Source organism: Agrococcus sp. TSP3-2-1 (genome assembly GCF_049897585.1).
Classification (GTDB): Bacteria; Actinomycetota; Actinomycetes; order Actinomycetales; family Microbacteriaceae; genus Agrococcus.
Map to the genome: position 1 here is coordinate 97,157 of NZ_JAFCWN010000008.1, position 21,743 is coordinate 118,899.

Consider the following 21,743-nt stretch of genomic DNA (forward strand, 5'->3'; position numbering starts at 1 on the left):
TCGTCGAGCAGCGGCCGCCCCGTCCGCTCGTCGAGCAGCGGCCGCAGGCCGCGTATCGAGACGCCGCGCGCCACGATCCCGATGCGGGCGCGGGTGCACCGAGCGCTACTCGATCGACGTGGCCGCCAAGGGAGGCTCGCAGGCTTCCTCCGTACGCTGGCGCGATGTTCTTCATCTTCGGCTTCGGCCCCAAGCAGGAGGAGCTCGGCCAGGGCCTCACCCGCACGTGCGTCAACTGCAGCAACACCGCAGTGTGGCGCCGCATCCGCGAGTCGAAGCGCTTCACGCTCTTCTTCATCCCGATCGCGCGCTGGGGCAAGCGCGAGTTCGAGGCGTGCCCGATCTGCGGCTACGCGGTCTCGGCCTGAACGCATCCGCGACCGAACGCATCCGGCCGTGAACGCCGAGAGCCGGCCACCCGCAGGTGACCGGCTCTCGCGCAGGGAGCGTCAGACGCCGTAGTAGAGCTCGAACTCGTACGGGTGGGGGCGGAGCGCCATCGGCAGGATCTCGGTCTCGCGCTTGAGCGAGATCCACGTGTCGATGAGGTCCTTCGTGAAGACGTTGCCCTCGAGCAGGAACTCGTGGTCGTTCTCGAGCGCGACGAGCGCCTCCTCGAGCGTGCCCGGCACCTGCGGGATGCCCTTGGCCTCCTCGGGCGGCAGCTCGTAGAGGTCCTTGTCGATCGGGTCCATCGGCTCGATGCGGTTGCGGATGCCGTCGAGGCCCGCCATCATCTGCGCCGCGAACGCGAGGTACGGGTTCGACGCCGCGTCGGGCGCGCGGAACTCGATGCGCTTCGCCTTCGGGTTCGAGCCCGTGATCGGGATGCGGATCGCGGCCGAGCGGTTGCCCGCCGAGTAGACGAGGTTGACCGGCGCCTCGAAGCCCTTCACGAGGCGGCGGTAGGAGTTGATCGACGGGTTCGTGAACGCGAGCACCGCCGGCGCGTGCGCGAGCAGGCCGCCGATGTACCAGCGAGCCGTGTCTGAGAGGTTGCCGTAGCCGTTCTCGTCGAAGAAGAGCGGCTTGCCCTCGAGCCACAGCGACTGGTGCGTGTGCATGCCCGAGCCGTTGTCGCCGAAGAGCGGCTTCGGCATGAACGTCGCCGTCTTGCCCCACTCGAGCGCCGTGTTCTTCACGATGTACTTGAAGGCGAGGATCTCGTCTGCCGCCTTGACCATCGTGTTGAAGCGGTAGTTGATCTCGGCCTGGCCGCCGGTGCCGACCTCGTGGTGGCTGCGCTCGACCTGCAGGCCGATCGCCTCGAGCTTGAGGCAGATGTCGTCGCGCAGGTCGGCCTGCTTGTCGACGGGGGAGACGGGGAAGTAGCCGCCCTTGAAGGGCGTCTTGTAGCCGAGGTTGCCGCCCTCCTCGACGCGACCGCTGTTCCAGGCGCCCTCCTCCGAGTCGACGGAGTGGAACGACTGGTTCGCCGTGACGGAGTAGCGCACGTCGTCAAAGATGTAGAACTCCGCCTCGGGCGCGAAGAACGCGGTGTCGGCGATGCCGGTGGAGGCGAGGTACTGCTCGGCCTTGTGCGCGACCTGGCGCGGGTCGCGGTGGTAGATCTCGCCCGTGCGCGGGTTGTAGATGTCGAAGATCATCACGAGCGTCTTGTGCTCGCGGAACGGGTCGAGGTAGGCGGTCGACACGTCGGGGATGAGCTGCATGTCGGACTCGTTGATGGTCGCGAAGCCGCGGATCGAGGAGCCGTCGAAGAGCTGGCCGACCGAGAAGAACTCCTCGTCCACCGTCGACGCGGGGATGTTGAAGTGCTGCTGCACCCCGGGCAGGTCGGTGAAGCGGATGTCGAGGAACTTCACCTCCTCGTCCTTGATGAAGGCGAGGGCCTCGGACGGGTCCTTGAACATGGTGCTCCTGACTTGGCGGATCGGTTGAGCTGGTGCCTGACCTCGACGCTACGCGGGAGCCGTTGCCCGACCGTGACGCCGATGTTTCGGCGGTGTTACGTCAGCGCGGCCGGCCGGGTCGCACCCGGCGGGGATCGATGCCCTTCGGGATGGGCAGGTTCGTCTGCCCGAGCGAGGTGAGCCGGTTCGCGACCGCCATCACCTCGGCGCGGCTCAGCACCTTCTTCAGCCGGCGCATCGACTTCGTCATCTTGCGCAGCTCGAGCGCCGAGTCGGGCCCGATCTCGAGCACGTTGACCGGCACGTTCGGCACGATGCGCTTGAGCTTCCGCTGCTCCTCGCCCACGAGCCGCGCGACGCGCTCTCGCGGGCCCTCGGCGATCAGCACGATGCCGGGCTTGCCGACCGCGCGGTAGACGGCGTCCTGCGTGCGCGGGTTGACCGCGACGGGCATCTCGCTCGTCGACCAGTTGCCGCGCAGGCCGCTCTTCAGCACGGCGCCCACCGCGCCGGGGCGGCCCTCGATCTGCGAGAACGCGATCTTCTCGGCGCGCCACGTGAGCGTCATCATCATGAGCATCAGGCCGATGAGCACGCCCGAGATCACCCAGAGGACGAACCACAGCACGTCCTGCCGCATCACGATCGCGAGCACGACGACGACGATGATGGGCCCGAAGAAGGCCAGCAGCATCAGCGGCAGCGCCGCCTTGTCGTTCTTGCGGGTCATCTGGAAGATGGACCACATCGTCTTGAGCCTGCCGGGCTCCTTCTCGGTCTCGCGCGCCATGCTCTCCAGGATACCGGGGTGCGGAGCCTCCGCTCTCCACAGCGAGGTGGGGATTCCGCTCGCTCCCTCCCGCCGCCGTGGCATGGTCGCGCCGTGGATGTCGAGGCAGCGTCGATCGCCGGCTACCCGCTCGTGCGCGCGGTGCGGCGGTCGTTCGATCGCGAGGTCTGGGTGGCGGATGCGTCTGGGCGCGGCGTCGAGGTGCACCGTGCCCTCGCGGGCGGCGATGCGCCGCTCGCGCGCGAGGCCGAGGCGCTGCTGCTCGCGGAGCACGAGCACCTGCTGCCCGTCGTCGACGTCGCGACCGACGACGGCGTCGTCGTGGTGCGGCAGCTCGAGCCGTGCGACCTCGCCGGCTGGCTGCTCGAGCGCGGTGAGCCCGAGCCGGGGGAGGCCGTCACCGCGCTCGCGCCGATCGCGGCGGCGCTCGGCGCCCTCCACGCGATCGGCGCCGTTGCTGGCGGCGTGACGGCGCACGACGTGCGCGTCGACGCCGACGGCGCGCCGCTGCTCGCCGCCGAGGGCGCGCACCTCGAGACCGACCGCCCGACCGAGGCGTGGCGGGAGTCGAGCGACGGCGTCGCGGCCGACGCGCTCGGCTGGCGCGAGCTCGCGCTGCTGCTCGCCGACGCGAGCGGGCAGCCGCTGCCGCAGTCGGTCGAGGCGGCCGTCGAGCGCCGCGACCTCGCTGCCGCGAGCTCGGCCCTCATCGCCGCGTGGCCCGCGCTGCCGCTCGCGCTCGACCCGCCCGTCGAGCGCGGCGAGCCGGCACCGTGGCGGATGCGTCCGCGCGAGCGGGCGAGCGGGCTCGAGGCGGTGTGGGCGCGCGTCGCGCTGCTGCTCGAGCGGCTCCCGCGGGGCGCGCCGGTCGCCGCGCGGCTGCTCGACTCGGCGCGCGCTGTACGCCCGCGCTACTGGGCCGTCGGCGGTGGGGGCGCCGTCGCGCTCGTCGTGGCGGCGCTGCTGCTCGGCGGCAGCGGTCCGCCGGTCGCGGACGCGGCGGCGGAGCCATCGCCGACGCCGACCCTCAGCGACGTGGCTGCCGCGCCGCCCGCGGCGGTGCCAGCCGCGCAGCCGCCGCCGGGCGGTGTGCCGGCCGACCCGGTCGCGGGCGCGGCCGCACTGCTCGCCGAGCGCGAGGCGTGCCTCGATGCGGGCGACGCAGCGTGCCTCGTCGGGCTGCACGAGCCCGACAGCCCGCTGCTCTCCGCTCCCGCGCCCTGGCGGATGCCCGACGACGGGGTGCTCGAGGTCGAGCAGCAGCTCGGCGACGCGTGGCTGCTGCGGGTGGTGTCCGGAGACGAGCCTGCCTCGGTGCTCGTCATGAGCACCGAGGCAGGCTGGACCCTTCGGGACGCGTGGTCTGACTAGACCTCGAACGCACCCGACTCGAGGCGCTGCTTGACCGCCGCGAGGTAGCGGGCGGCGTCGGCGCCGTCGATGATCCGGTGGTCGTACGACAGAGCGAGGAACACCATCGAGCGGATCGCGATCGAGTCCTGGCCGTCGACCGAGACGACGACCGGGCGCTTCACGACCGTGCCGACGCCGAGGATCGCGCGCTGCGGCTGGAACACCACTGGGGTGTCGAAGAGCGCGCCGCGCGAGCCGGTGTTCGTGAGCGTGAAGGTGCCGCCGGCCAGCTCGTCGGGCTTGAGCTGGTTGTCGCGCGTGCGCTGCGCGAGATCGGCGATCTCCGCGGTCAGCTCGCGGATACTCTTCGACGACGCGTCGCGGATGACCGGCGTGAGCAGGCCGCGCTCGGTGTCGACCGCCATCGCGAGGTTCTCGGTCTCGGGATACGTGATCGTCTCGCCGTCGTCCGTCGCGTTGATGAGCGGGTGCGCCTTGAGCGCCTCGACCGCCGCTTGCGTGAAGAACGGCAGGAAGGTGAGCTTGTTGCCCGTCTCCTGCTGGAACGAGGCCTTCTTCGCCTCGCGCAGCTGCGCGACCTTCGTCACGTCGACCTCGACGACGGTCGTGAGCTGGGCGAGCTCCTGCATCGACTCGACGGCGCGCTTCGCGACGACCTTGCGCAGGCGCGACATCTTCGCGGTCGTGCCGCGCAGCGGCGAGACCTCGACGGGAGCCGGTGCGGCCTCGGCCACGGGCGCTGCCTGCGGGGCCTCGGCGGGCTTCGCCTCGGCTGCCGCGAGCACGTCCTCCTTGCGGATGCGGCCGCCGACGCCCGTGCCCGAGATCGAGCCGAGGTCGACGCCGCGCTCGTTCGCGAGCTTGCGGACGATCGGCGTCACGTAGACGCCGGTCGACGCGGACTGCGCAGCGGGCTGCGCGGGCGACGCCGACGCCGACGGAGCGGCGGGTGCCTGCGCCGCGGAATCCGACTGCGCGGGCTTCGACGGCGCGGGCGGTGCCGGCTGCTTCGGCGCCTCGGCCCTCGGGGCCTCCTGCTTCGGCGCCTCGGCCTCGGGTGCCTTCGCGGGCTCGGGCTGCTCGGTCGAGGGCTCCGCGGGCTCGGGCTGCTCGGCCGGCGTCGCGTCCTGCTCCTCGGCGGAGCCCGACGACGGCGCGGGCTCGTCGGTCGCTGCGTCGTCGGTCGTCGGCTCGCCGCGGGAGGGCGCGCTCGCCGAGCCGCCCACGCGCGCGATGACGCTGCCGACCTCGACCGTGTCGTCCTCGGCCGCGAGCAGCTCCGAGATGGTGCCGGCCACGGGGGAGGGGACCTCGGTGTCGACCTTGTCGGTCGAGATCTCGACGATCGGCTCGTCGACCTCGATCTCGTCGCCGACCGCCTTGAGCCAGCGGATGATCGTGCCCTCGGTGACGCTCTCGCCGAGCTCTGGGAGCTTGATGTCGGTGCCGCCGCTCGACTGCTGCGCGTCGGCCTGCGGCGCTGGCGCCGACTCCTGCTGCTCGTCGGCCTGCTTCGAAGGCGACTCCTGCGCCTCGGCGGCCGACTCGTCGTCGGCCTCCTGCTCGGGCTCGGCGTCGGTGCCCTCGGTCGCCGTCTCGGCGTCGGTCTCCGGCGCCTGCTCGGCGGGCGCGTCGCCCGCGTCGCCGACGCGCGCGATGACGGCGCCGACCTCGACGGTGTCGTCCTCGTCGGCCAGGATCTCGGTGAGCGTGCCGGCGATCGGCGACGGCACCTCGGTGTCGACCTTGTCGGTCGAGATCTCGACGAGCGGCTCGTCGACGGCGATCTCGTCGCCGACGGCCTTCAGCCAGCGCGTGATCGTGCCCTCGGTGACGCTCTCGCCGAGCTCGGGGAGCTTGATGTCAGTCATTCTCGGATCTCCTGTGGCTGTCGATCAGATGGCGTGGAGCGGGGTGCCCGCGAGCTTCATCATGGTCTCGCCGAGCGCCTCGTGCTGCGTCGGGTGCGCGTGCACGAGCTGCGAGACGTCCTCGGGGTAGGCCTCCCAGTTCACGATGAGCTGGGCCTCGCCGATGAGCTCGCTCACGCGGCGGCCGATCATGTGGACGCCGACGACGGGGCCGTCCTTGACGCGCACCGCCTTGACCGAGCCCGTCGTGCCGACGATCTCGCTCTTCGCGTTGCCGCCGAGCGAGTACTCGTACGACTCGATCCTGTCCTCGCCGAACTGCTCCTTGGCCTTCGCCTCGGAGTAGCCGATCGACGCGACCTCGGGGTCGGAGTAGGTGACCTTGGGGATGTTGATGTCCTGCACCATGCGCGGCTCGAGCCCGGCGATCTCCTCAGCGACGAAGATGCCCTGCTGGTAGCCGCGGTGCGCGAGCTGCAGACCCGGGACGATGTCGCCGACGGCGTAGACGCCCGGGACGGAGGTCTGCAGGCGGTCGTCGACGGTCACGAAGCCGCGGTCGAGCTGCACGCCGACCTCCTCGTAGCCGACTCCGGCGGTGTTCGGGCCACGCCCGACGGCGACGAGCAGCAGGTCGGCGTCGATCGTCTCGCCGGTCTCGAGCGAGACGTGCACGCCCGAGTCGTCCTGCGTGACGCCCGAGAAGCGCGCGCCGAGCTTGAACTGGATGCCGCGCTTCTTGTAGGCGCGCTCGAACTGCTTCGAGACCGACTCCTCCTCGTTCGCGACGAGGTGGGGCAGGCCCTCGATGATCGTGACCTCGGCGCCGAAGGCGCGCCAGACGCTCGCGAACTCGACGCCGATGACGCCGCCGCCGAGGATCGCCACGCGCTGCGGGATCCAGTCGAGGCGGAGCGCCTGCTCGCTCGTGATGACGTTGCCCGTGATCTCGAGACCCGGGAGCGTCTTCGCGTACGAGCCGGTCGCGAGCACGATGTTCTTGCCCGTGAGGGTGCGGTCGCCGACCTGCACGGTCGTGGGGGAGGCGAGCTTGCCCTCGCCCTCGACGACCTCGATGCCCTTGGCCTTCAGGAGGCCCTGCAGGCCCTTGTACTTCTTCGAGACGATGCCCTCGCGGAACGCGGTCACCCGCTCGATGTCGATGCCCTTGAGCTCGGCGTCGACGCCGGCGTGACCCGCGTCGCGCACCTCGTCGGCCACCTCGGCCGAGTGCAGCATCGCCTTGGTGGGCACGCAGCCTCGGTGGAGGCACGTGCCGCCGAGCTTGTCCTTCTCGACGATCGCGACGGTCTTGCCGAGCTGCACGGCGCGCAGCGCGACGGCGTAGCCGGCACTGCCTCCACCCAGGACGACGATGTCAAAGCTCTGATCGGACACGCACTTGCTCCTCATGAGTCTCTCGTGCCGCGCCGGTGGGCGCAGCGGTGCACGGCAGTTCCTGCCCGAGCCAGCCTAGCCGCTCAGCCCTGACCGGCCGGTGTCAGCCGGTGAGCCGGTGTCACTCCGCCGAGCGCGACATCTTCGAGATCATGCGCAGCACGCCGCGCACGACGACGCCCGTCGCGCCCGACGGCGTGTGGCCGAAGGGCTTGCCGGTGTTCATCGAGGGACCGGCGATGTCGATGTGCGCCCACGGGATGGGGGAGCCGTCGCGCTCGCCCACGAACTCGTTGAGGAAGGCGGCCGCGAGGAGCATGCCGCCGGAGCGGTTGCCGACCTTGGCGTTCTGGAGGTCGGCGACCTCCGAGTCGAGCATCGAGCGCATCTCCTCGGGGATCGGCATGGGCCAGACGAGCTCGCCCACCTCGCGCGAGGCGCGCACGAGGGCGTCGACGAACGCCTCGTCGTTGCCCATCACGCCGCTCACGCGGTCGCCGAGCGCGACCTGCTGCGCGCCGGTGAGGGTCGCGACGTCGATGATCGCGTCGGGCTGCGCCTCGGAGGCGAGCACGAGCGCGTCGGCCATCACGAGCCGGCCCTCGGCGTCGGTGTTCGTGACCTCGACGCTCGTGCCGCCGCGGATGACGATGACGTCGTCGGGCCGGGTCGACGTCGACGAGACCATGTTCTCGGCGAGCGCGAGGTGCGCGGTGACGCGGATCGGCAGCTGCAGCGCGGCGGCGGCGGCGGTCACCGCGTAGACGGTCGCGGCGCCCGTCATGTCGTACTTCATGTGCTGCATCGAGCCGGCGGGCTTGAGCGAGAGGCCGCCCGAGTCGAACGTGATGCCCTTGCCGACGAGCACGACGTGGCGCGTCGCGTTGTCGGGCGCGTGCTCGACCGTCACGAGCCGCGGCGGGCGGCTCGAGCCCTGGCCGACGCCGACGATGCCGCCGAAGCCCTCGCGGCGGAGGCGCTCCTCGTCGCGCACGACGACGCTCAGGCCGGCCTGCTGCGCCTCGGCGGCGACGCGGTCGGCGAAGTGCACGGGACTCAGCAGGTTCGGCGGCGTGTTCGCGAGGTCGCGCGTGAGCCAGACGGCGGTCGAGGCGGCCTTCGCCATCGCGACGACGGTCTCGGTCACCTCTGCCTCGCCCGCGACGACCGCGATCTCGACGACGCCGGGCTTGGGCTCGCGCTTGAGCCCGTCGAAGCGGTAGGCGCCGAGCGCCGCACCCTCGAGCACCGCGAGCACGTCGTCGGTCGTCCGCACCGGCAGCGCGAGCGCGAGCGTCGGCACGTCGCGCAGCGCGCGCACCGCGGCGCCGGCGATCTGCCGCAGGCGCACCGACCCGGTGTCGTCGCCGAGCCCGACGAACGCGACGCGGCGGCCGTCGACGACCGCTCGCACGACCTGCTCGCGCTCGCCCGTGGCGCCGATGCCGCGGAGGAGCTCCGGGTCGAAGCCCTCGGCGGTGGGCTCCTCCCCCGGGTGCACGCCGTGCACGATGAGCTCGGCGGTCGCGTCCTCGGGGCGGGCGATGATGGAGAGTGCGGGGATGGGCATGGGTCACGAGGATACCTGCGGCTCGACGGTCACTAGGCTGAGAGGGTGTTCGATCCGCGCGCGCTGACCCTGCACCTCGAGGACCTCGAGACGGTCCCGCGCGGCCTCGACCTCGTGATCGCGATCCACGGCTTCGTCGACGCGGGCGCCGCGGCGGAGGCCGCCGCCGCCGCGATCCTCGACACGCTGCCGCACCGCCCGGTCGTCGCGTTCGACACCGACGTGCTCATCGACCACCGCTCGCGCCGGCCGCGCATGCTCTTCAACGAGGACCACGTCGAGGAGTACCTGCCGCACTCGCTCACGCTCCTGCAGGTCGAGGACGACGCGGGCGCGCCCTTCCTGCTGCTCACCGGGCCCGAGCCCGACTGGATGTGGGAGCGGTTCACGGATGCGCTGCTCGAGCTGCACGAGGAGCTCGCGATCGCCTCGACGACGATCATCAGCTCGATCGGCATGCCGGTGCCGCACACGCGGCCGCTCGTCTCGACCGTCTCCGGCAATCGCGCAGAGCTCATCGAGCAGTACTCGGCCTGGCGGCCGGTCTCCTCGGTGCCGGCCTCCGTCATCCACCGCATCGAGCACCGCCTGCACCCGAACTCGCCCGTCGCGTCCTTCACCGTGCTCGTGCCGCACTACGTCGGTGAGTCGGGCTCGGCTGGACCTGCGCTCGCGGCGCTCGAGGGCGTGACGAGCGCGACCTCGCTCGCGTTCCGCACCGAGGAGCTGCGGCAGGCCGATCGCGAGTTCCAGCAGCTCGTCGCGCAGCAGATGGAGACGAACGAGGAGCTGCAGCGCGTCGTGCGCACCCTCGAGGCCCGCTACGACGCGTTCATGGCGCAGTCGTCGGTGAAGTCGCCGCTCACGGACGAGGACGGCTCGCTGCCGAGCGCCGACGAGATCGCGGAGGAGCTCGAGCGCTACCTGCAGGAGCGGCGGAAGCCGGGCTCGGATCCCTTCGGATGAACAGCGCGCGCTCCTGGCTGGTCTGGGGCGTGGCGGCGCTGGCGTACATCGGGGCGGTGCTGCACCGCTCGTCGCTCGGCGTCGCCGGTCCCGCGGCCTCCGAGCGATTCGAGGTTGCCGCGACGGAGCTCTCGACGCTCGGCGCCGTCCAGGTGGGCGTCTACGCGGCGATGCAGATCCCGGTCGGCGTGCTGCTCGACCGGCTCGGCCCGCGCGTGCTCATCGCCTCCGGCGCGGCGGTCATGGCCGGCGGTCAGCTGCTCGTCGCGATCGCCGAGGACATGCCGCTCGCGATCCTCGGCCGCGTGCTCGTCGGCATCGGCGACGCCGCGACGTTCATCTCGGTCATCCGGCTGCAGTCGGGCTGGTTCCGGGGGCCGATCCTCGCGCAGATGTCGCAGTACACCGCCATCAGCGGCCAGGTCGGGCAGCTGCTCTCCGCCGTGCCGTTCGTCTGGCTGCTCTCGGCGGCCGGCTGGACCCTCTCGTTCGGCACGCTCGCGGCCGTCGGCGCCGTCGCCTTCGTGCTCGTCCTCCTCATCGTCTTCGACGCGCCCCCGGGCGGTGTTCCGCCGACCGGCTCGATCGACGTGCCCGAAGGATGGCTGCCGCGGCTCCGCAGCGCCTTCCGCACGCCCGGCACGCGGCTCGGCTTCTGGACGCACTTCTCGCTCCTGGGCTCCACCAACCTCTTCCTGCTCCTGTGGGGATTCCCGATGCTCGTCGAGGGGCTCGACTACTCGCAGGCCCAGGCAGCCGGCCTCATGAGCATCATCGTCGTGACCGGCATGGTCGTCGGCCCGATCGTCGGCATCACGACCGCGCGCTTCCCGCTGCGGCGCTCGACGCTCGTGCTCGCCCTCGTCGCCCTCGTCGTCGCCGCCTGGGCCGTCGTGCTCGCGTGGCCGACGCAACCGCCGACCTGGCTCGTCGTGCTGCTGCTCATCGTGCTGGGTGCGGCCGGCCCCGGCTCGACGGTCGGCTTCGACTTCGCCCGCACATCGAACCCGCTGCGGGTGCTCGGCTCGGCGAACGGCATCGTCAACGTCGGCGGCTTCATCGCGACCTTCGCCGCCATGCCGGCGGTCGGCATCATCCTCGACCTCGTCCACTCGGCGCGCGTCGCGGGCGGCGAGGCCGTCGGCCTCTACGACTGGGAGGGCTTCCGTGTCGCCCTCTCGTTCCAGTTCGTGCTGCTCGCGCTCGGCTTCCTCATGGTCGTGCGGATGCGTCGCATCACTCGCTCGCGGCTGCGCGAGGAGGAGGGGATCGAGGTGGGTCCGCTGTGGGCGGCCATCGCCAGGCGCATGCGCCGACGCCCGGATTGAGCGCCCGATCGACGACTTGGGAATGCCCATGCCACATCCGGCGCTATACTGTCAAGACCGACCCAGTCGAGATCGTGCCCGCGCCCGGACTTGACATGGGTCATTCGACTGCCCTCAGCGCGACTGGACCGAGTCTGGACGCTTGACCGACCGGAGGACGCATGCCAGCTGACAAGACCACGAGCCCGCGAAGCCGAACGACGAAGGCGGCTGTCGACGCTGAGCAGAGCGCCACGACCGCCGCGCCGAAGGCTGCCCCCGCCAAGGCCGCCGCCGCGAAGACGACGGCCGCGAAGCCGACGGCGGCGCAGGCGACGACCGCGAAGACGACGGCGGCGAAGGCGCCTGCCGCGAAGACGACGGCCGCCAAGACGACCGCTGCGAAGACCGCTGCGGCGAAGGCGCCGGCCAAGACCGCCGCTGCCAAGACGACGGCTGCCAAGACGACGGCTGCCAAGACGACGGCCGCGAAGGCGACCGTCACCAAGACGGCCGCGGCGAAGAAGGCCGCCGACTCCTCGACCGGCCCGGCGAAGCCCGCGCGCGGCGGTCGCCGCAAGGCGGTCGACCCGGTCGCCGAGGTGATGGCCGAGGAGACGACCGAGGCCGCACCCGAGGAGGACGAGGAGGAGGTCCACGTCGAGAAGCTCCCGACCGGCGCCCTGCGCCTCTCGGGTGACGACGACGAGCCCGCCGCCACGCAGATCACCGGCGCGACGGCCGACCCCGTCAAGGACTACCTCAAGCAGATCGGCAAGGTCGCGCTGCTCAACGCCGAGCAGGAGGTCGACCTCGCGATGCGCATCGAGGCGGGCCTGTTCGCCGAGGAGAAGCTCTCGCTCGAGGGCGACGACCTCGACTGGCAGCTCAAGCGCGACCTCACGCGCATCGCGCGCGACGGGCAGCGCGCGAAGAGCCACCTGCTGGGCGCGAACCTGCGCCTCGTGGTGTCGCTCGCGAAGCGCTACACGGGCCGAGGGATGCAGTTCCTCGACCTCATCCAGGAGGGCAACCTGGGCCTCATCCGTGCGGTCGAGAAGTTCGACTACACGAAGGGCTTCAAGTTCTCGACCTACGCGACGTGGTGGATCCGCCAGGCGATCACCCGCGCGATGGCCGACCAGGCCCGCACGATCCGCATCCCCGTCCACATGGTCGAGGTCATCAACAAGCTCGCCCGCGTGCAGCGGCAGATGCTGCAGGACCTCGGTCGTGAGCCGAGCCCCGAGGAGCTCGCTCGCGAGCTCGACATGACCCCCGAGAAGGTCATCGAGGTGCAGAAGTACGGTCGCGAGCCCATCTCGCTGCACACGCCCCTCGGCGAGGACGGCGACAGCGAGTTCGGCGACCTCATCGAGGACACCGAGGCGGTCGTGCCGGCCGACGCGGTGGGCTTCACGATGCTGCAGCGCCAGCTCGAGTCGCTGCTCGACTCGCTCTCGGAGCGCGAGGCGGGCGTCATCCGCATGCGCTTCGGCCTCGGCGACGGCATGCCGAAGACGCTCGACCAGATCGGCGACACCTTCGGCGTGACGCGCGAGCGCATCCGCCAGATCGAGTCGAAGACGATGGCGAAGCTGCGGCACCCGTCCCGCTCGCAGCAACTGCGCGACTACCTCGAGTGATCGACGCGTGACCCGGGGCCGTCCCGACAGGGGCGGCCCTTCGCCTTCCTCCGTGCGATGGGATGCGCGGCGCTGGCTCTAAGATGGAGTTCTGCCCCCGCAAAGGAGACCTCATGCCACGTCGTACCACCCTCGCCGGAATCGCTGCCCTCACCGCCGCATCCGTCGCCCTCGTCGGCTGCTCGAGCAGCGCAGAGCCCGACGCGAGCGGTGACGCGGAGTCGACGGGCGTGACGCTCGAGCAGGTGCAGGAGGCGGGCGTGCTCGTCGTCGGCACCGAGGGCACCTACTCGCCGTTCTCGTTCCACGAGGGCGGGGCGGGAGAGCTCACCGGCTACGACGTCGACGTCATCACCGCGGTCGGCGAGCAGCTCGGCGTCGAGGTCGAGTTCGTCGAGACCCAGTGGGACGCGATCTTCGCCGCCCTCGACTCCGGCCGCATCGACGTCATCGCGAACCAGGTCTCGATCACGCCCGAGCGCCAGGAGCGCTACCTCTTCAGCGAGCCCTACACGTACTCGACCGGCGTGCTCGTCGTATCCGAGGGCAGCGACATCGCCTCGCTCGACGATCTCGCCGGCCGCGTGAGCGCGCAGTCGCTCACGAGCAACTGGGCGGACATCGCCCGCGGCGCGGGCGCCGAGGTCGAGGAGGTCGAGGGCTTCGCGCAGGCCGCCGAGCTGCTGCGCTCCGGCCGCGTCGACGCGACGATCAACGACTCCCTCACGTTCCTCGACTACGAGCGCTCGCAGGGCGGCGAGACGGGCCTCGAGGCCGTCGCCGAGACCGATGAGGTGAGCGAGAGCGCCGTCGCGATGCGGCAGGGGAGCGAGTCGCTGCTCGCCGCGATCGACGAGGCGCTCGCCGCGCTCGCCGCCGACGGCACGCTCGCCGAGATCTCGCAGGCCTACTTCGGCGAGGACGTCTCGCAGCCGTGACCCCGGTCGTCACGGCGCGGCCCCGGCGATCGCCGGGGCCGCTGCCTCGCAGGTCGGCGACGTAGGCTCCGCGCGTGGACTGGCAGCTCGTGCTCGACTCGATCGGGCCCATCGCGCTCGGCGCGATCACCGGCACGATCCCGCTCACGCTCGCGTCGTTCTCGCTCGGCCTCGTGATCGCGATCGGCATGGCGCTCGCGCGCATCTCCGGCATCGCGTGGCTCTCGGGCCTCGCTCGCGCCTACATCTCGATCATCCGCGGCACGCCCATGCTCGTGCAGCTCTTCGTGATCTTCTACGGCATGCCGCAGATCGGCATCACGCTCGACCCGTGGCCGAGCGCCATCATCGCGCTCTCGCTCAACGTGGGCGGCTACGCGGCCGAGATCATCCGCGCGGCGATCCTCTCGATCCCGCGCGGTCAGTGGGAGGCGGCGGCGATGATCGGCATGTCGCGCGGCCAGGCGCTCGGCCGCATCGTGCTGCCGCAAGCGGCGCGCGTCTCGGTGCCGCCGCTGTCGAACACGTTCATCTCGCTCGTGAAGGACACGTCGCTCGCGTCGGTCATCCTCGTCACCGAGCTCTTCCGCGTCGCGCAGCGCATCGCGGCGCCGAGCGGCGAGTTCCTCACCATCTACCTCGTCGCGGCGGCGGTGTACTGGGTCATCTGCCTCGTGCTCGCCGGCGGCCAGGATCGCCTCGAGCGGAAGCTGGATCGCTATGCCGTCTGAACCGCTCGCCTCCGCGCCCCTCCTCTCCGCACGGGGCCTCCACAAGTCGTTCGGCGACAACCACGTGCTGCGCGGCGTCGACCTCGACATCGCGCCCGGCACCGTGCACGCGCTCATCGGGCCATCCGGGTCCGGCAAGACGACCGTGCTGCGCTCGCTCAACGGCCTCGAGTCGCCCGATCGAGGCTCGCTGCGCATCGCCGACCTCGAGCTCGACTTCACCCGCCCGCTCGGGCGACGCGAGCGCGCGGCGCTGCACCGCGCATCCGCCATGGTCTTCCAGCAGCACCACCTCTTCCCGCACCTCACCGTGCTCGGCAACGTCACGGTCGGCCCGATCCGGGTGCAGGGGCGGGGGAGGGAGGAGGCGACGGCGGATGCGCTCGCGCTCCTCGAGCGCGTCGGCCTGCGGGAGAAGGCCGATGCCTACCCGTCGTCGCTCTCGGGCGGTCAGCAGCAGCGCGTCGGCATCGTGCGCGCGCTCGCGCTGCAGCCGTCGATGCTGCTGTTCGACGAGCCGACGTCGTCGCTCGATCCCGAGCTCGTCGGCGAGGTGCTCGCCGTCATGACCGAGCTCGCAGGCGAGGGCTGGACGATGGCGGTCGTGACGCACGAGCTCCGCTTCGCGCGCGAGGTCGCCGACGAGGTGTCGTTCTTCGACGAGGGGGTCGTCGTCGAGCGCGGCGCGCCCGAGCAGGTGTTCGGCGATCCGCGGCACGAGCGCACGAAGCGCTTCCTGCAGCGGCTGCAGGGCCCCTTCGCATGATCGAGCGCCCTCCACGGGAGGCAGCGAAGCGGCCCGCCCCCGGATCGGGGACGGACCGCGCTCGAAGTCGCCGGGGCCTAGACCTCGGCGAGCTTCGCGGTCTCGTCGTGCCACACGGTGGCGAGCGGCTGCAGCGCCTCGCGGTGCTTGGCCGCGTGGTGCGCGCAGAAGAGCAGCGTGCCGCTCTCCATCGTCGCGCGGACGTATGCCTGGGCGCCGCAGCTGTCGCAGCGGTCGAGCGCGCTGAGCGGCGCGTTCGCCTCGTCGGTCTCGAGCGTCGCGGTCTGGGTGTCGTTCACGGTGCCCTCCTTCATCACGTCTGGTGTCCATCGTGGCACGCCATCCTGGCAATACCGCATCACGCGGGGCGCGGTTCGCCAGCGGCGCAACGCCGCGACGAGCCGCGCCGCCTGCCGCCGCGCGGCGATCGGCGGCCGTAGGCTGGAGCGTCGACCGCCCGACGACTGCAGACCCCGGGCGTGTCACGCGAAGGGGGATCGGTTGGCGACTGCGGCATCGGACTACTCGGCTCGGCACCTCACGGTGCTCGAAGGGCTCGAGGCGGTGCGCAAGCGCCCCGGCATGTACATCGGCTCGACCGACTCTCGCGGCCTCATGCACTGCTTGTGGGAGATCATCGACAACTCCGTCGACGAGGCGCTCGGCGGCCACGGCGACGAGATCGCGGTCGTGCTGCACGCCGACGGCTCCGTCGAGGTGCGCGACCGCGCGCGCGGCCTGCCGATCGACGTCGAGCCCCGCACGGGCCTGACGGGCGTCGAGGTCATCTTCACGAAGCTGCACGCGGGCGGCAAGTTCGGCGGCGGCGCCTACAAGTCCTCCGGCGGCCTCCACGGTGTCGGCGCTTCCGTCGTCAACGCGCTCTCGGAGCGGCTCGACGTCGAGGTCGACCGCGACGGCGCGACGTGGGCGATGTCGTTCCACCGCGGCGAGCCGGGCGAGTTCCTCGACGAGGGAGAGCCGTCGCCGCACTCGACGTTCCTGCCGTTCGTGGATGCGTCGAGGCTGCGGAAGGTGGGCAAGGTCGCGAAGGGCGTCACCGGCACCCGCGTGCGCTACTGGGCCGACCCGCAGGTGTTCACGAAGGGCGCCGACTTCCTCGCCGACGAGCTCGCGCGCCGCGCGCGGCAGACGGCGTTCCTCGTGCCGGGGCTCGCGATCCAGATCATCGACGAGCGCGGCGACGAGCGCGTCGTGCACGACTTCAAGTACGACGGCGGCATCAGCGAGTTCGCCGAGTACCTCGCGCCCGACCCGGCGCTCACGGCGACGTGGCGGCTGACGGGCGAGGGCGCCTTCCAGGAGACCATCCCGGTGCTCGACGAGGCGACGGGCCACATGGTCACGCGCGAGGTTGACCGCACGTGCGAGGTCGACATCGCGCTGCGCTGGGGCACGGGCTACGACACCGTCGTGCAGACCTTCGTCAACATCATCGCGACGCCGAAGGGCGGCTCCCACCTCGCAGGCTTCGAGCAGTCGCTGCTCAAGCTGCTGCGCGACCAGGTCGCCGCGAATGCCCGCAAGCTCAAGGCCGGCAACGACAAGGTCGAGAAGGACGACGTGCTCGCCGGACTCACGGCCGTCGTCACCGTGCGCCTGCCCGAGCCGCAGTTCGAGGGCCAGACGAAGGAGGTGCTCGGCACGCCCGCCGTGCGCCAGATCGTCGCGCAGGTCGTCGCGCGCGAGCTCGGCGGCATCCTCACCTCCTCGAAGCGCGACGAGAAGGCCCAAGCGGGGCAGCTGCTCGAGAAGGTCGTGAGCGAGATGAAGGCGCGCCTCTCGGCCCGCTCGCTCAAGGAGACCGCGCGGCGCAAGAGCGCGCTCGAGTCGTCGTCGCTCCCGGTGAAGCTCGTCGACTGCCGCTCGAACGACGTCGCGCAGACCGAGCTCTTCATCGTCGAGGGCGACAGCGCGCTCGGCACGGCGAAGCCCGCGCGCGACAGCGAGTTCCAGGCGATCCTGCCCATCCGCGGCAAGATCCTCAACGTGCAGAAGGCGTCGATCGGCGACATGCTCGGCAACGCCGAGTGCGCGGCGATCATCCAGTCGATCGGTGCGGGTTCCGGCCGCTCCTTCGACATCTCCGCCGCTCGCTACGGCAAGATCATCATGCTCTCGGACGCCGATGTCGACGGCGCCCACATCCGCACCCTGCTCTTGACGCTCATCCACCGCTACATGCGGCCGCTCATCGAGGAGGGCCGCGTCTTCGCCGCCGTGCCGCCGCTGCACCGCGTGATGGTCAAGCACCGCGGCAAGCCCGACGAAGCGGTCTACACCTACTCCGACGCCGAGCTGCACCGGCTGCTCGCAAAGCTCAAGAAGAGCGGCAAGAGCTGGGTGGAGCCGCCGCAGCGCTACAAGGGCCTCGGGGAGATGGACGCCGACCAGCTCGCCGAGACGACGATGGATCGCTCGCGCCGCACGCTGCGCCGCGTGACGATCAGCGACGCCGAGAGGGCGAGCGAGATCTTCGAGCTGCTGATGGGCAACGACGTCGCCCCGCGCCGCGAGCTCATCCAGACCTCGCAGGTCGACCGGGAGCGCATCGACGCCTGACCGCCGCTTCCCGCGGCGGAGCCGACGAGCTTCCTCGAACCGCCGCGTTCGGGCGCCGATTCCGACGGTTCGGGGAAGTTCGCTCGATCGAGCCGAGCGGGTGGGAGCCGCGGTGAGGGGGTCAGGCGCCCAGCCGGGCGCCGATCGCGCCGATCGCGCCGTCGATCGCGACGCCCGAGCCCGCGCGCGGCGCGCCGCCGGGCGGCAGCTGCCGCTGCGAGCCGTCGGCGCCGACCGCGAGCGGCGAGGGGCCCGCCCACGCGAGCGCGAGCCCGACCTCGCCCTTCAGCAGCCGGTGCGCCTGCACGCCGCCCGTGCCGCGGCCCTTCGCGGGGAACTCCTCGATGCTCGAGACCTTGACGCGCGGCTCGTCGAGCCCCGCGAGCGTCTCGGCGGCCTCGGTGACGGTGACGACCTCGGCGCCCTCGGCGACCGCGCCCGCGAACCGCACCGACGCATCCGCCTTGAGCCCGATGCCCTTCATGCCGCCCGCGCCAGGGCCCTGCGGGTTGATCGCCGCGGCGGCGAAGCGCAGCAGCTGCGCGTCGCTCGTCACGAGCACGACCCACGACTCGTCGGGCGCGGGCGCGACGCCGACGACCCGGTCGCCCGCCTTGAGCGCGATGACGCTCTCGCGGTCGCGGTCCCGCAGCTCGGCGGGCTTCACGCGCTTGACGATGCCCTGCGCGGTCGCGACGAGCCACGGCTCGCTCGAGCCGAGGTCGATGAGGGCGACCGCCTCCTCGCCGCGCTCGAAGGCGCCGAGGTCGCGCACCTTCACGCCCGCGGTGAGGCCGACGGATGCGGGCGGCACCGAGGGCAGGTCGGCGGGCGTGAGGCGGAGCACGGCTCCCGTCGAGGTGACGAGGCCGAACGCGCCGCGGGTCGTCGTCGCGATCGTCGAGCGGATCGCGTCGTGGCGCGAGCGCCGCGCCGGCACCGGGATCGGCTCGTCGCCGTCGACGCGCACGAGCCTGCCGGTCGCCGACATCACGACGCGCGTGGGCGCATCCGCGATCTCGAGGCTCACCGCCGTCTTGGCGCTCGCGCGGCCGGTCGTCGTCTGCCCGTTGCCCTCGGTGAGCGCCGTGCGGCGCGGCGTGCCGAACCGCTCGGCGACCTCGTCGAGCTCGCCGGCGACGACCTCGTGCAGCGCGGCCTCGGAGCCGAGGATGCGCTCGAGCTCGGCGATCTGCGCGAGCAGCTCGTTCTGCTCGGCCTCGAGCTCGATGCGGCTGAACTTCGTCAGCCGCCGCAGCCGCAGCTCGAGGATGTACTCGGCTTGCGGCTCGGAGAGGTCGAAGACGCTCTGCAGCCGCGAGCGCGCCTGCTCCGAGTCGTCGGATGTGCGGATGACCTGGATGACCTCGTCGATGTCGAGGATCGCGATGAGGAGGCCCTCGACGAGGTGCAGCCGCTCGCGCCTCTTGCGCAGCCGGAACTCGCTGCGGCGGCGCACGACGCCGACGCGGTGGTCGAGGTAGACGCGCAGCAGCTGCTTGAGGCCGAGCGTCTCGGGCTTGCCGCCCACGAGCGCGACGTTGTTGATCGAGAAGCCGTCCTCGAGCGGCGTGTAGCGGTAGAGCTGCTGCAGCACCGCCTCGGGGTCGAAGCCCGTCTTGATGCTGATGACGAGCCGCAGGCCGTGCTTACGGTCGGTGAGGTCCTGCACCTCGGTGAGGCCCTGCAGCTTCTTCGACTGCACGCCGTCCTTGATCTTCTCGATCACCCGCTCGGGGCCGACGAGGTAGGGCAGCTCGGTGATGACGATCTGCGTCTTGCGGCCCTGGCGCTCGATCGACGACCGCGCGCGGGTCTTGAACGACCCGCGGCCGCCCTCATACGCATCCCGCACGCCGTCGAGCCCGACGATCACGCCGCCGCCGGGGAGGTCGGGGCCGGGCACGTGCCGCATGAGGTCGGCGACGGTCGCGCCCGGGTGCGCGAGCAGGTGCTTGGCGGCCTGCACGACCTCGACGAGGTTGTGCGGGGCCATGTTCGTCGCCATGCCGACGGCGATGCCGCTCGCGCCGTTGACGAGCAGGTTGGGGTAGGAGGCCGGCAGCACGTCGGGCTGCTGGTAGGAGTTGTCGTAGTTGGGCACGAAGTCGACGACGTCCTCGTCGAGGCCCTCGGTGAGCGAGAGGCCGGCGGCGGCGAGCCTCGCCTCGGTGTAGCGGGGCGCGGCGGGGCCGTCGTCGAGCGAGCCGAAGTTGCCGTGCCCGTCGATGAGCGGCAGCCGCAGGCTGAAGGGCTGCGAGAGGCGCACGAGCGCGTCGTAGATCGCGGTGTCGCCGTGCGGGTGCAGCTTGCCCATGACGTCGCCGACGACGCGCGCGCTCTTGACGTGGCCCTTCTCGGGACGCAGCCCCATCTCCGACATCTGGAAGAGGATGCGTCGCTGCACGGGCTTGAGGCCGTCGCGCGCGTCGGGGAGGGCACGGGCATAGATGACGGAGTAGGCGTACTCGAGGAACGAGTCCTGCATCTCGCTCGCGACATCGACGTCGTCGATCCGCTCGGCGATCGCGGCGGAGGGGTCGGGGGGAAGGTTGGCAGTCATAGGCTGAAGGAATGCTACCGACGAGGGCGCCCGGGTCCCGGAGCCTTGCCGACGTTCTCGAGAGCTCGTCGCAAGCGATGCGGGGCGAGCCGAACCCGCTCGGGCTGCCGAGGGTCGCCGGGGCGATCGTGCTGCTCGTCGACGGGCTCGGTGCCGCGCAGCTCGGGCAGCGCGCGGGCCACGCGCGCACGCTCGCCGGGGCGCTGGGCGGCTCGATCGATGCGGGCTTCCCGTCGACGACGGCGACCGCGCTCGCCTCGCTCGCGACCGGTGAGCTCGCCGGCGCGCACGGCATCGTCGGCTACGACGCGTTCGTGCCGGGCGCGGGCGTGCGCAACCAGCTCCGCGACTGGGGCGGCCCGATGGACCCGGCCGCATGGCAGCGCAGCCCGACGCTCTTCGAGCGGGTGCCGGCGATCGCGATCGGCGAGCCGAAGCATGCCGCGAGCGGGTTCACGAAGGCCGTGCTGCGGGGCGCCGACTACCGCGGCGGGCTCTCGGTGGATGACCGCTTCGCGCTCGCTCGCGAGGCCGCGCGCGAGCGAGCGCTCGTCTACCTCTACGTGCCAGAGCTCGACCGCGCGGGCCACGAGTCGGGCTGGCAGTCGCCCGAGTGGACCGACGAGCTCGAGCGGCTCGACGGTGCCGTCGCCGAGCTCGCCGGGGCGCTGCCGCGCGACGTCGGCCTCGTCGTCACCGCCGATCACGGCATGGTCGACGTCGACCCGACCGGGCACCTGATCGTGCCGCCCGAGCTGCTCGAACCCATCGCGCACGTCGCGGGGGAGCCGCGCTGCCTGCAGCTGCAGGTCGAAGGCGACGCGGATGCGGCAGCCGAGGCCTGGCGCGCATGGCTCGGCGATGCGGCGTGGGTCGCGACCCGCGCAGAAGTGACCGCCGCCGGCTGGCTCGGCGAGGTCGACCCTGCGGTCGAGCCGCGCCTCGGCCACGTCTTCGTCGCGGCGCGGAAGCGGTTCGCGGTCTACGTCGACGAGGCCGACCCCGGACGCGGCATGGTCGGCCAGCACGGCTCGCTCACGCAGGACGAGCTGCGCGTGCCCTTGCGGCGCTTCGGCGCCTTCGCCTGAGGGAGGCGTCCACCGCGCGTCCAGCGACGCCGGTCAGGATGGGCGTCCGCCGGCACGGCCGGACACCGAGGGAAGGGACCGCACCATGCGCAGGTGGCTCATCACGACCATCGCGACTGCCGTCGTCGGCATGATCGTCAAGAAGTTCACGAGCGGCGACGACGAGAAGAGCCGCAAGGGCCGCCGCCGCTGAGCTCGCCCTCGCCTCTCCTCCCGCTCGTCGAGTAGCGCCCGCAGGGCGCGTATCGAGACGGATCGGACCGGTCTCGATACGCCGC

17 protein-coding genes are annotated in these 21,743 nt (G+C 71.8%); 10 read left to right on the plus strand and 7 right to left on the minus strand.

Features of this window, described 5'->3' with window-relative positions; genetic code table 11:
• Nucleotides 1-164 precede the first annotated feature (164 nt).
• Nucleotides 165-368: a zinc-ribbon domain-containing protein gene (locus ACP7BI_RS12020; protein ID WP_425846601.1), complete on the plus strand. Its 204-nt coding sequence runs from the start codon at nucleotides 165-167 to the stop codon at nucleotides 366-368.
• Nucleotides 369-449: 81 nt separating this feature from the next.
• On the opposite strand, the gene glnA is transcribed toward ACP7BI_RS12020, so the two are convergent.
• Both glnA and ACP7BI_RS12030 read right to left on the minus strand, forming a co-directional pair.
• The gene (gene glnA, locus ACP7BI_RS12025; protein WP_211448940.1) at nucleotides 450-1,874 is read right to left on the minus strand and encodes a type I glutamate--ammonia ligase; all 1,425 of its coding nucleotides are present in this window, start codon (nucleotides 1,872-1,874) and stop codon (nucleotides 450-452) included.
• A 100-nt stretch (nucleotides 1,875-1,974) separates the two neighbouring features.
• Complete coding sequence (locus ACP7BI_RS12030; RefSeq protein WP_211448942.1) at nucleotides 1,975-2,664, minus strand: DUF4191 domain-containing protein; 690 nt, start codon at nucleotides 2,662-2,664, stop codon at nucleotides 1,975-1,977.
• A gap of 93 nt (nucleotides 2,665-2,757) precedes the next feature.
• On the opposite strand from ACP7BI_RS12030, the gene ACP7BI_RS12035 reads away from it, so the two are divergent.
• Nucleotides 2,758-4,035, plus strand: a complete 1,278-nt coding sequence (locus ACP7BI_RS12035) for a hypothetical protein (RefSeq protein WP_425846604.1) — start codon at nucleotides 2,758-2,760, stop codon at nucleotides 4,033-4,035.
• Here ACP7BI_RS12035 and sucB read toward each other — a convergent pair.
• The 3 genes from sucB to ACP7BI_RS12050 all read right to left on the minus strand — a co-directional run bounded on the left by sucB (nucleotide 4,032) and on the right by ACP7BI_RS12050 (nucleotide 8,877).
• Nucleotides 4,032-5,909 (minus strand): 2-oxoglutarate dehydrogenase, E2 component, dihydrolipoamide succinyltransferase, encoded by a 1,878-nt coding sequence (gene sucB, locus ACP7BI_RS12040; RefSeq protein ID WP_425846606.1) that lies wholly within the window; start codon nucleotides 5,907-5,909, stop codon nucleotides 4,032-4,034. The two genes, ACP7BI_RS12035 and sucB, sit on opposite strands and share 4 nt — an antisense overlap.
• 24 nt (nucleotides 5,910-5,933) lie before the next feature.
• Complete coding sequence (gene lpdA, locus ACP7BI_RS12045; RefSeq protein WP_425846608.1) at nucleotides 5,934-7,322, minus strand: dihydrolipoyl dehydrogenase; 1,389 nt, start codon at nucleotides 7,320-7,322, stop codon at nucleotides 5,934-5,936.
• A gap of 106 nt (nucleotides 7,323-7,428) precedes the next feature.
• Nucleotides 7,429-8,877 (minus strand): leucyl aminopeptidase, encoded by a 1,449-nt coding sequence (locus ACP7BI_RS12050; RefSeq protein WP_425846611.1) that lies wholly within the window; start codon nucleotides 8,875-8,877, stop codon nucleotides 7,429-7,431.
• A gap of 45 nt (nucleotides 8,878-8,922) precedes the next feature.
• Between ACP7BI_RS12050 and ACP7BI_RS12055 the strand changes: the two genes are divergently transcribed.
• The 6 genes from ACP7BI_RS12055 to ACP7BI_RS12080 all read left to right on the plus strand — a co-directional run bounded on the left by ACP7BI_RS12055 (nucleotide 8,923) and on the right by ACP7BI_RS12080 (nucleotide 15,231).
• Nucleotides 8,923-9,843, plus strand: coding sequence for a PAC2 family protein (locus tag ACP7BI_RS12055; protein WP_425846614.1), 921 nt, complete (start codon nucleotides 8,923-8,925; stop codon nucleotides 9,841-9,843).
• Nucleotides 9,840-11,171, plus strand: a complete 1,332-nt coding sequence (locus ACP7BI_RS12060; RefSeq protein ID WP_425846616.1) for an MFS transporter — start codon at nucleotides 9,840-9,842, stop codon at nucleotides 11,169-11,171. The genes ACP7BI_RS12055 and ACP7BI_RS12060 overlap by 4 nt, the downstream gene beginning before the upstream one ends.
• A gap of 161 nt (nucleotides 11,172-11,332) precedes the next feature.
• Nucleotides 11,333-12,796 carry an RNA polymerase sigma factor gene (locus tag ACP7BI_RS12065; RefSeq protein WP_425846619.1) on the plus strand — a complete coding sequence of 488 codons (1,464 nt, stop codon included), beginning with the start codon at nucleotides 11,333-11,335 and terminating at the stop codon, nucleotides 12,794-12,796.
• A gap of 113 nt (nucleotides 12,797-12,909) precedes the next feature.
• Nucleotides 12,910-13,734, plus strand: a complete 825-nt coding sequence (locus tag ACP7BI_RS12070) for a transporter substrate-binding domain-containing protein (RefSeq protein ID WP_425846622.1) — start codon at nucleotides 12,910-12,912, stop codon at nucleotides 13,732-13,734.
• Between the two features lie 74 nt (nucleotides 13,735-13,808).
• Nucleotides 13,809-14,465, plus strand: coding sequence for an amino acid ABC transporter permease (locus ACP7BI_RS12075; RefSeq protein WP_211448960.1), 657 nt, complete (start codon nucleotides 13,809-13,811; stop codon nucleotides 14,463-14,465).
• Nucleotides 14,455-15,231, plus strand: a complete 777-nt coding sequence (locus tag ACP7BI_RS12080; RefSeq protein ID WP_425846625.1) for an amino acid ABC transporter ATP-binding protein — start codon at nucleotides 14,455-14,457, stop codon at nucleotides 15,229-15,231. The genes ACP7BI_RS12075 and ACP7BI_RS12080 overlap by 11 nt, the downstream gene beginning before the upstream one ends.
• 77 nt (nucleotides 15,232-15,308) lie before the next feature.
• On the opposite strand, the gene ACP7BI_RS12085 is transcribed toward ACP7BI_RS12080, so the two are convergent.
• On the minus strand, nucleotides 15,309-15,530 hold the full coding sequence (locus tag ACP7BI_RS12085) for a DUF7455 domain-containing protein (protein ID WP_031224395.1): 222 nt from the start codon (nucleotides 15,528-15,530) through the stop codon (nucleotides 15,309-15,311).
• A 202-nt stretch (nucleotides 15,531-15,732) separates the two neighbouring features.
• Here ACP7BI_RS12085 and ACP7BI_RS12090 point away from each other — a divergent pair, with 202 nt between their 5' ends.
• Entirely contained in the window at nucleotides 15,733-17,814 is a 2,082-nt protein-coding gene (locus ACP7BI_RS12090; protein ID WP_425846627.1) for a DNA gyrase/topoisomerase IV subunit B, read from the plus strand.
• 121 nt (nucleotides 17,815-17,935) lie between these two features.
• On the opposite strand, the gene ACP7BI_RS12095 is transcribed toward ACP7BI_RS12090, so the two are convergent.
• Nucleotides 17,936-20,377 (minus strand): DNA gyrase/topoisomerase IV subunit A, encoded by a 2,442-nt coding sequence (locus tag ACP7BI_RS12095; protein WP_425846629.1) that lies wholly within the window; start codon nucleotides 20,375-20,377, stop codon nucleotides 17,936-17,938.
• A gap of 77 nt (nucleotides 20,378-20,454) precedes the next feature.
• On the opposite strand from ACP7BI_RS12095, the gene ACP7BI_RS12100 reads away from it, so the two are divergent.
• On the plus strand, nucleotides 20,455-21,465 hold the full coding sequence (locus tag ACP7BI_RS12100; protein WP_425846630.1) for an alkaline phosphatase family protein: 1,011 nt from the start codon (nucleotides 20,455-20,457) through the stop codon (nucleotides 21,463-21,465).
• Nucleotides 21,466-21,743: the final 278 nt, after the last annotated feature.

What these genes read in the sequence shown, in the direction of transcription:
- sucB (WP_425846606.1), bottom strand. Translation starts at nt 5,909, where the DNA reads ATGACTGACATCAAGCTCCCCGAGCTCGGCGAGAGCGTCACCGAGGGC.
- ACP7BI_RS12020 (WP_425846601.1), top strand. Translation starts at nt 165, where the DNA reads ATGTTCTTCATCTTCGGCTTCGGCCCCAAGCAGGAGGAGCTCGGCCAG.
- ACP7BI_RS12070 (WP_425846622.1), top strand. Translation starts at nt 12,910, where the DNA reads ATGCCACGTCGTACCACCCTCGCCGGAATCGCTGCCCTCACCGCCGCA.
- ACP7BI_RS12050 (WP_425846611.1), bottom strand. Translation starts at nt 8,877, where the DNA reads ATGCCCATCCCCGCACTCTCCATCATCGCCCGCCCCGAGGACGCGACC.
- ACP7BI_RS12100 (WP_425846630.1), top strand. Translation starts at nt 20,455, where the DNA reads ATGCGGGGCGAGCCGAACCCGCTCGGGCTGCCGAGGGTCGCCGGGGCG.
- ACP7BI_RS12060 (WP_425846616.1), top strand. Translation starts at nt 9,840, where the DNA reads ATGAACAGCGCGCGCTCCTGGCTGGTCTGGGGCGTGGCGGCGCTGGCG.
- lpdA (WP_425846608.1), bottom strand. Translation starts at nt 7,322, where the DNA reads ATGAGGAGCAAGTGCGTGTCCGATCAGAGCTTTGACATCGTCGTCCTG.
- ACP7BI_RS12095 (WP_425846629.1), bottom strand. Translation starts at nt 20,377, where the DNA reads ATGACTGCCAACCTTCCCCCCGACCCCTCCGCCGCGATCGCCGAGCGG.
- glnA (WP_211448940.1), bottom strand. Translation starts at nt 1,874, where the DNA reads ATGTTCAAGGACCCGTCCGAGGCCCTCGCCTTCATCAAGGACGAGGAG.
- ACP7BI_RS12030 (WP_211448942.1), bottom strand. Translation starts at nt 2,664, where the DNA reads ATGGCGCGCGAGACCGAGAAGGAGCCCGGCAGGCTCAAGACGATGTGG.
- ACP7BI_RS12080 (WP_425846625.1), top strand. Translation starts at nt 14,455, where the DNA reads ATGCCGTCTGAACCGCTCGCCTCCGCGCCCCTCCTCTCCGCACGGGGC.
- ACP7BI_RS12065 (WP_425846619.1), top strand. Translation starts at nt 11,333, where the DNA reads ATGCCAGCTGACAAGACCACGAGCCCGCGAAGCCGAACGACGAAGGCG.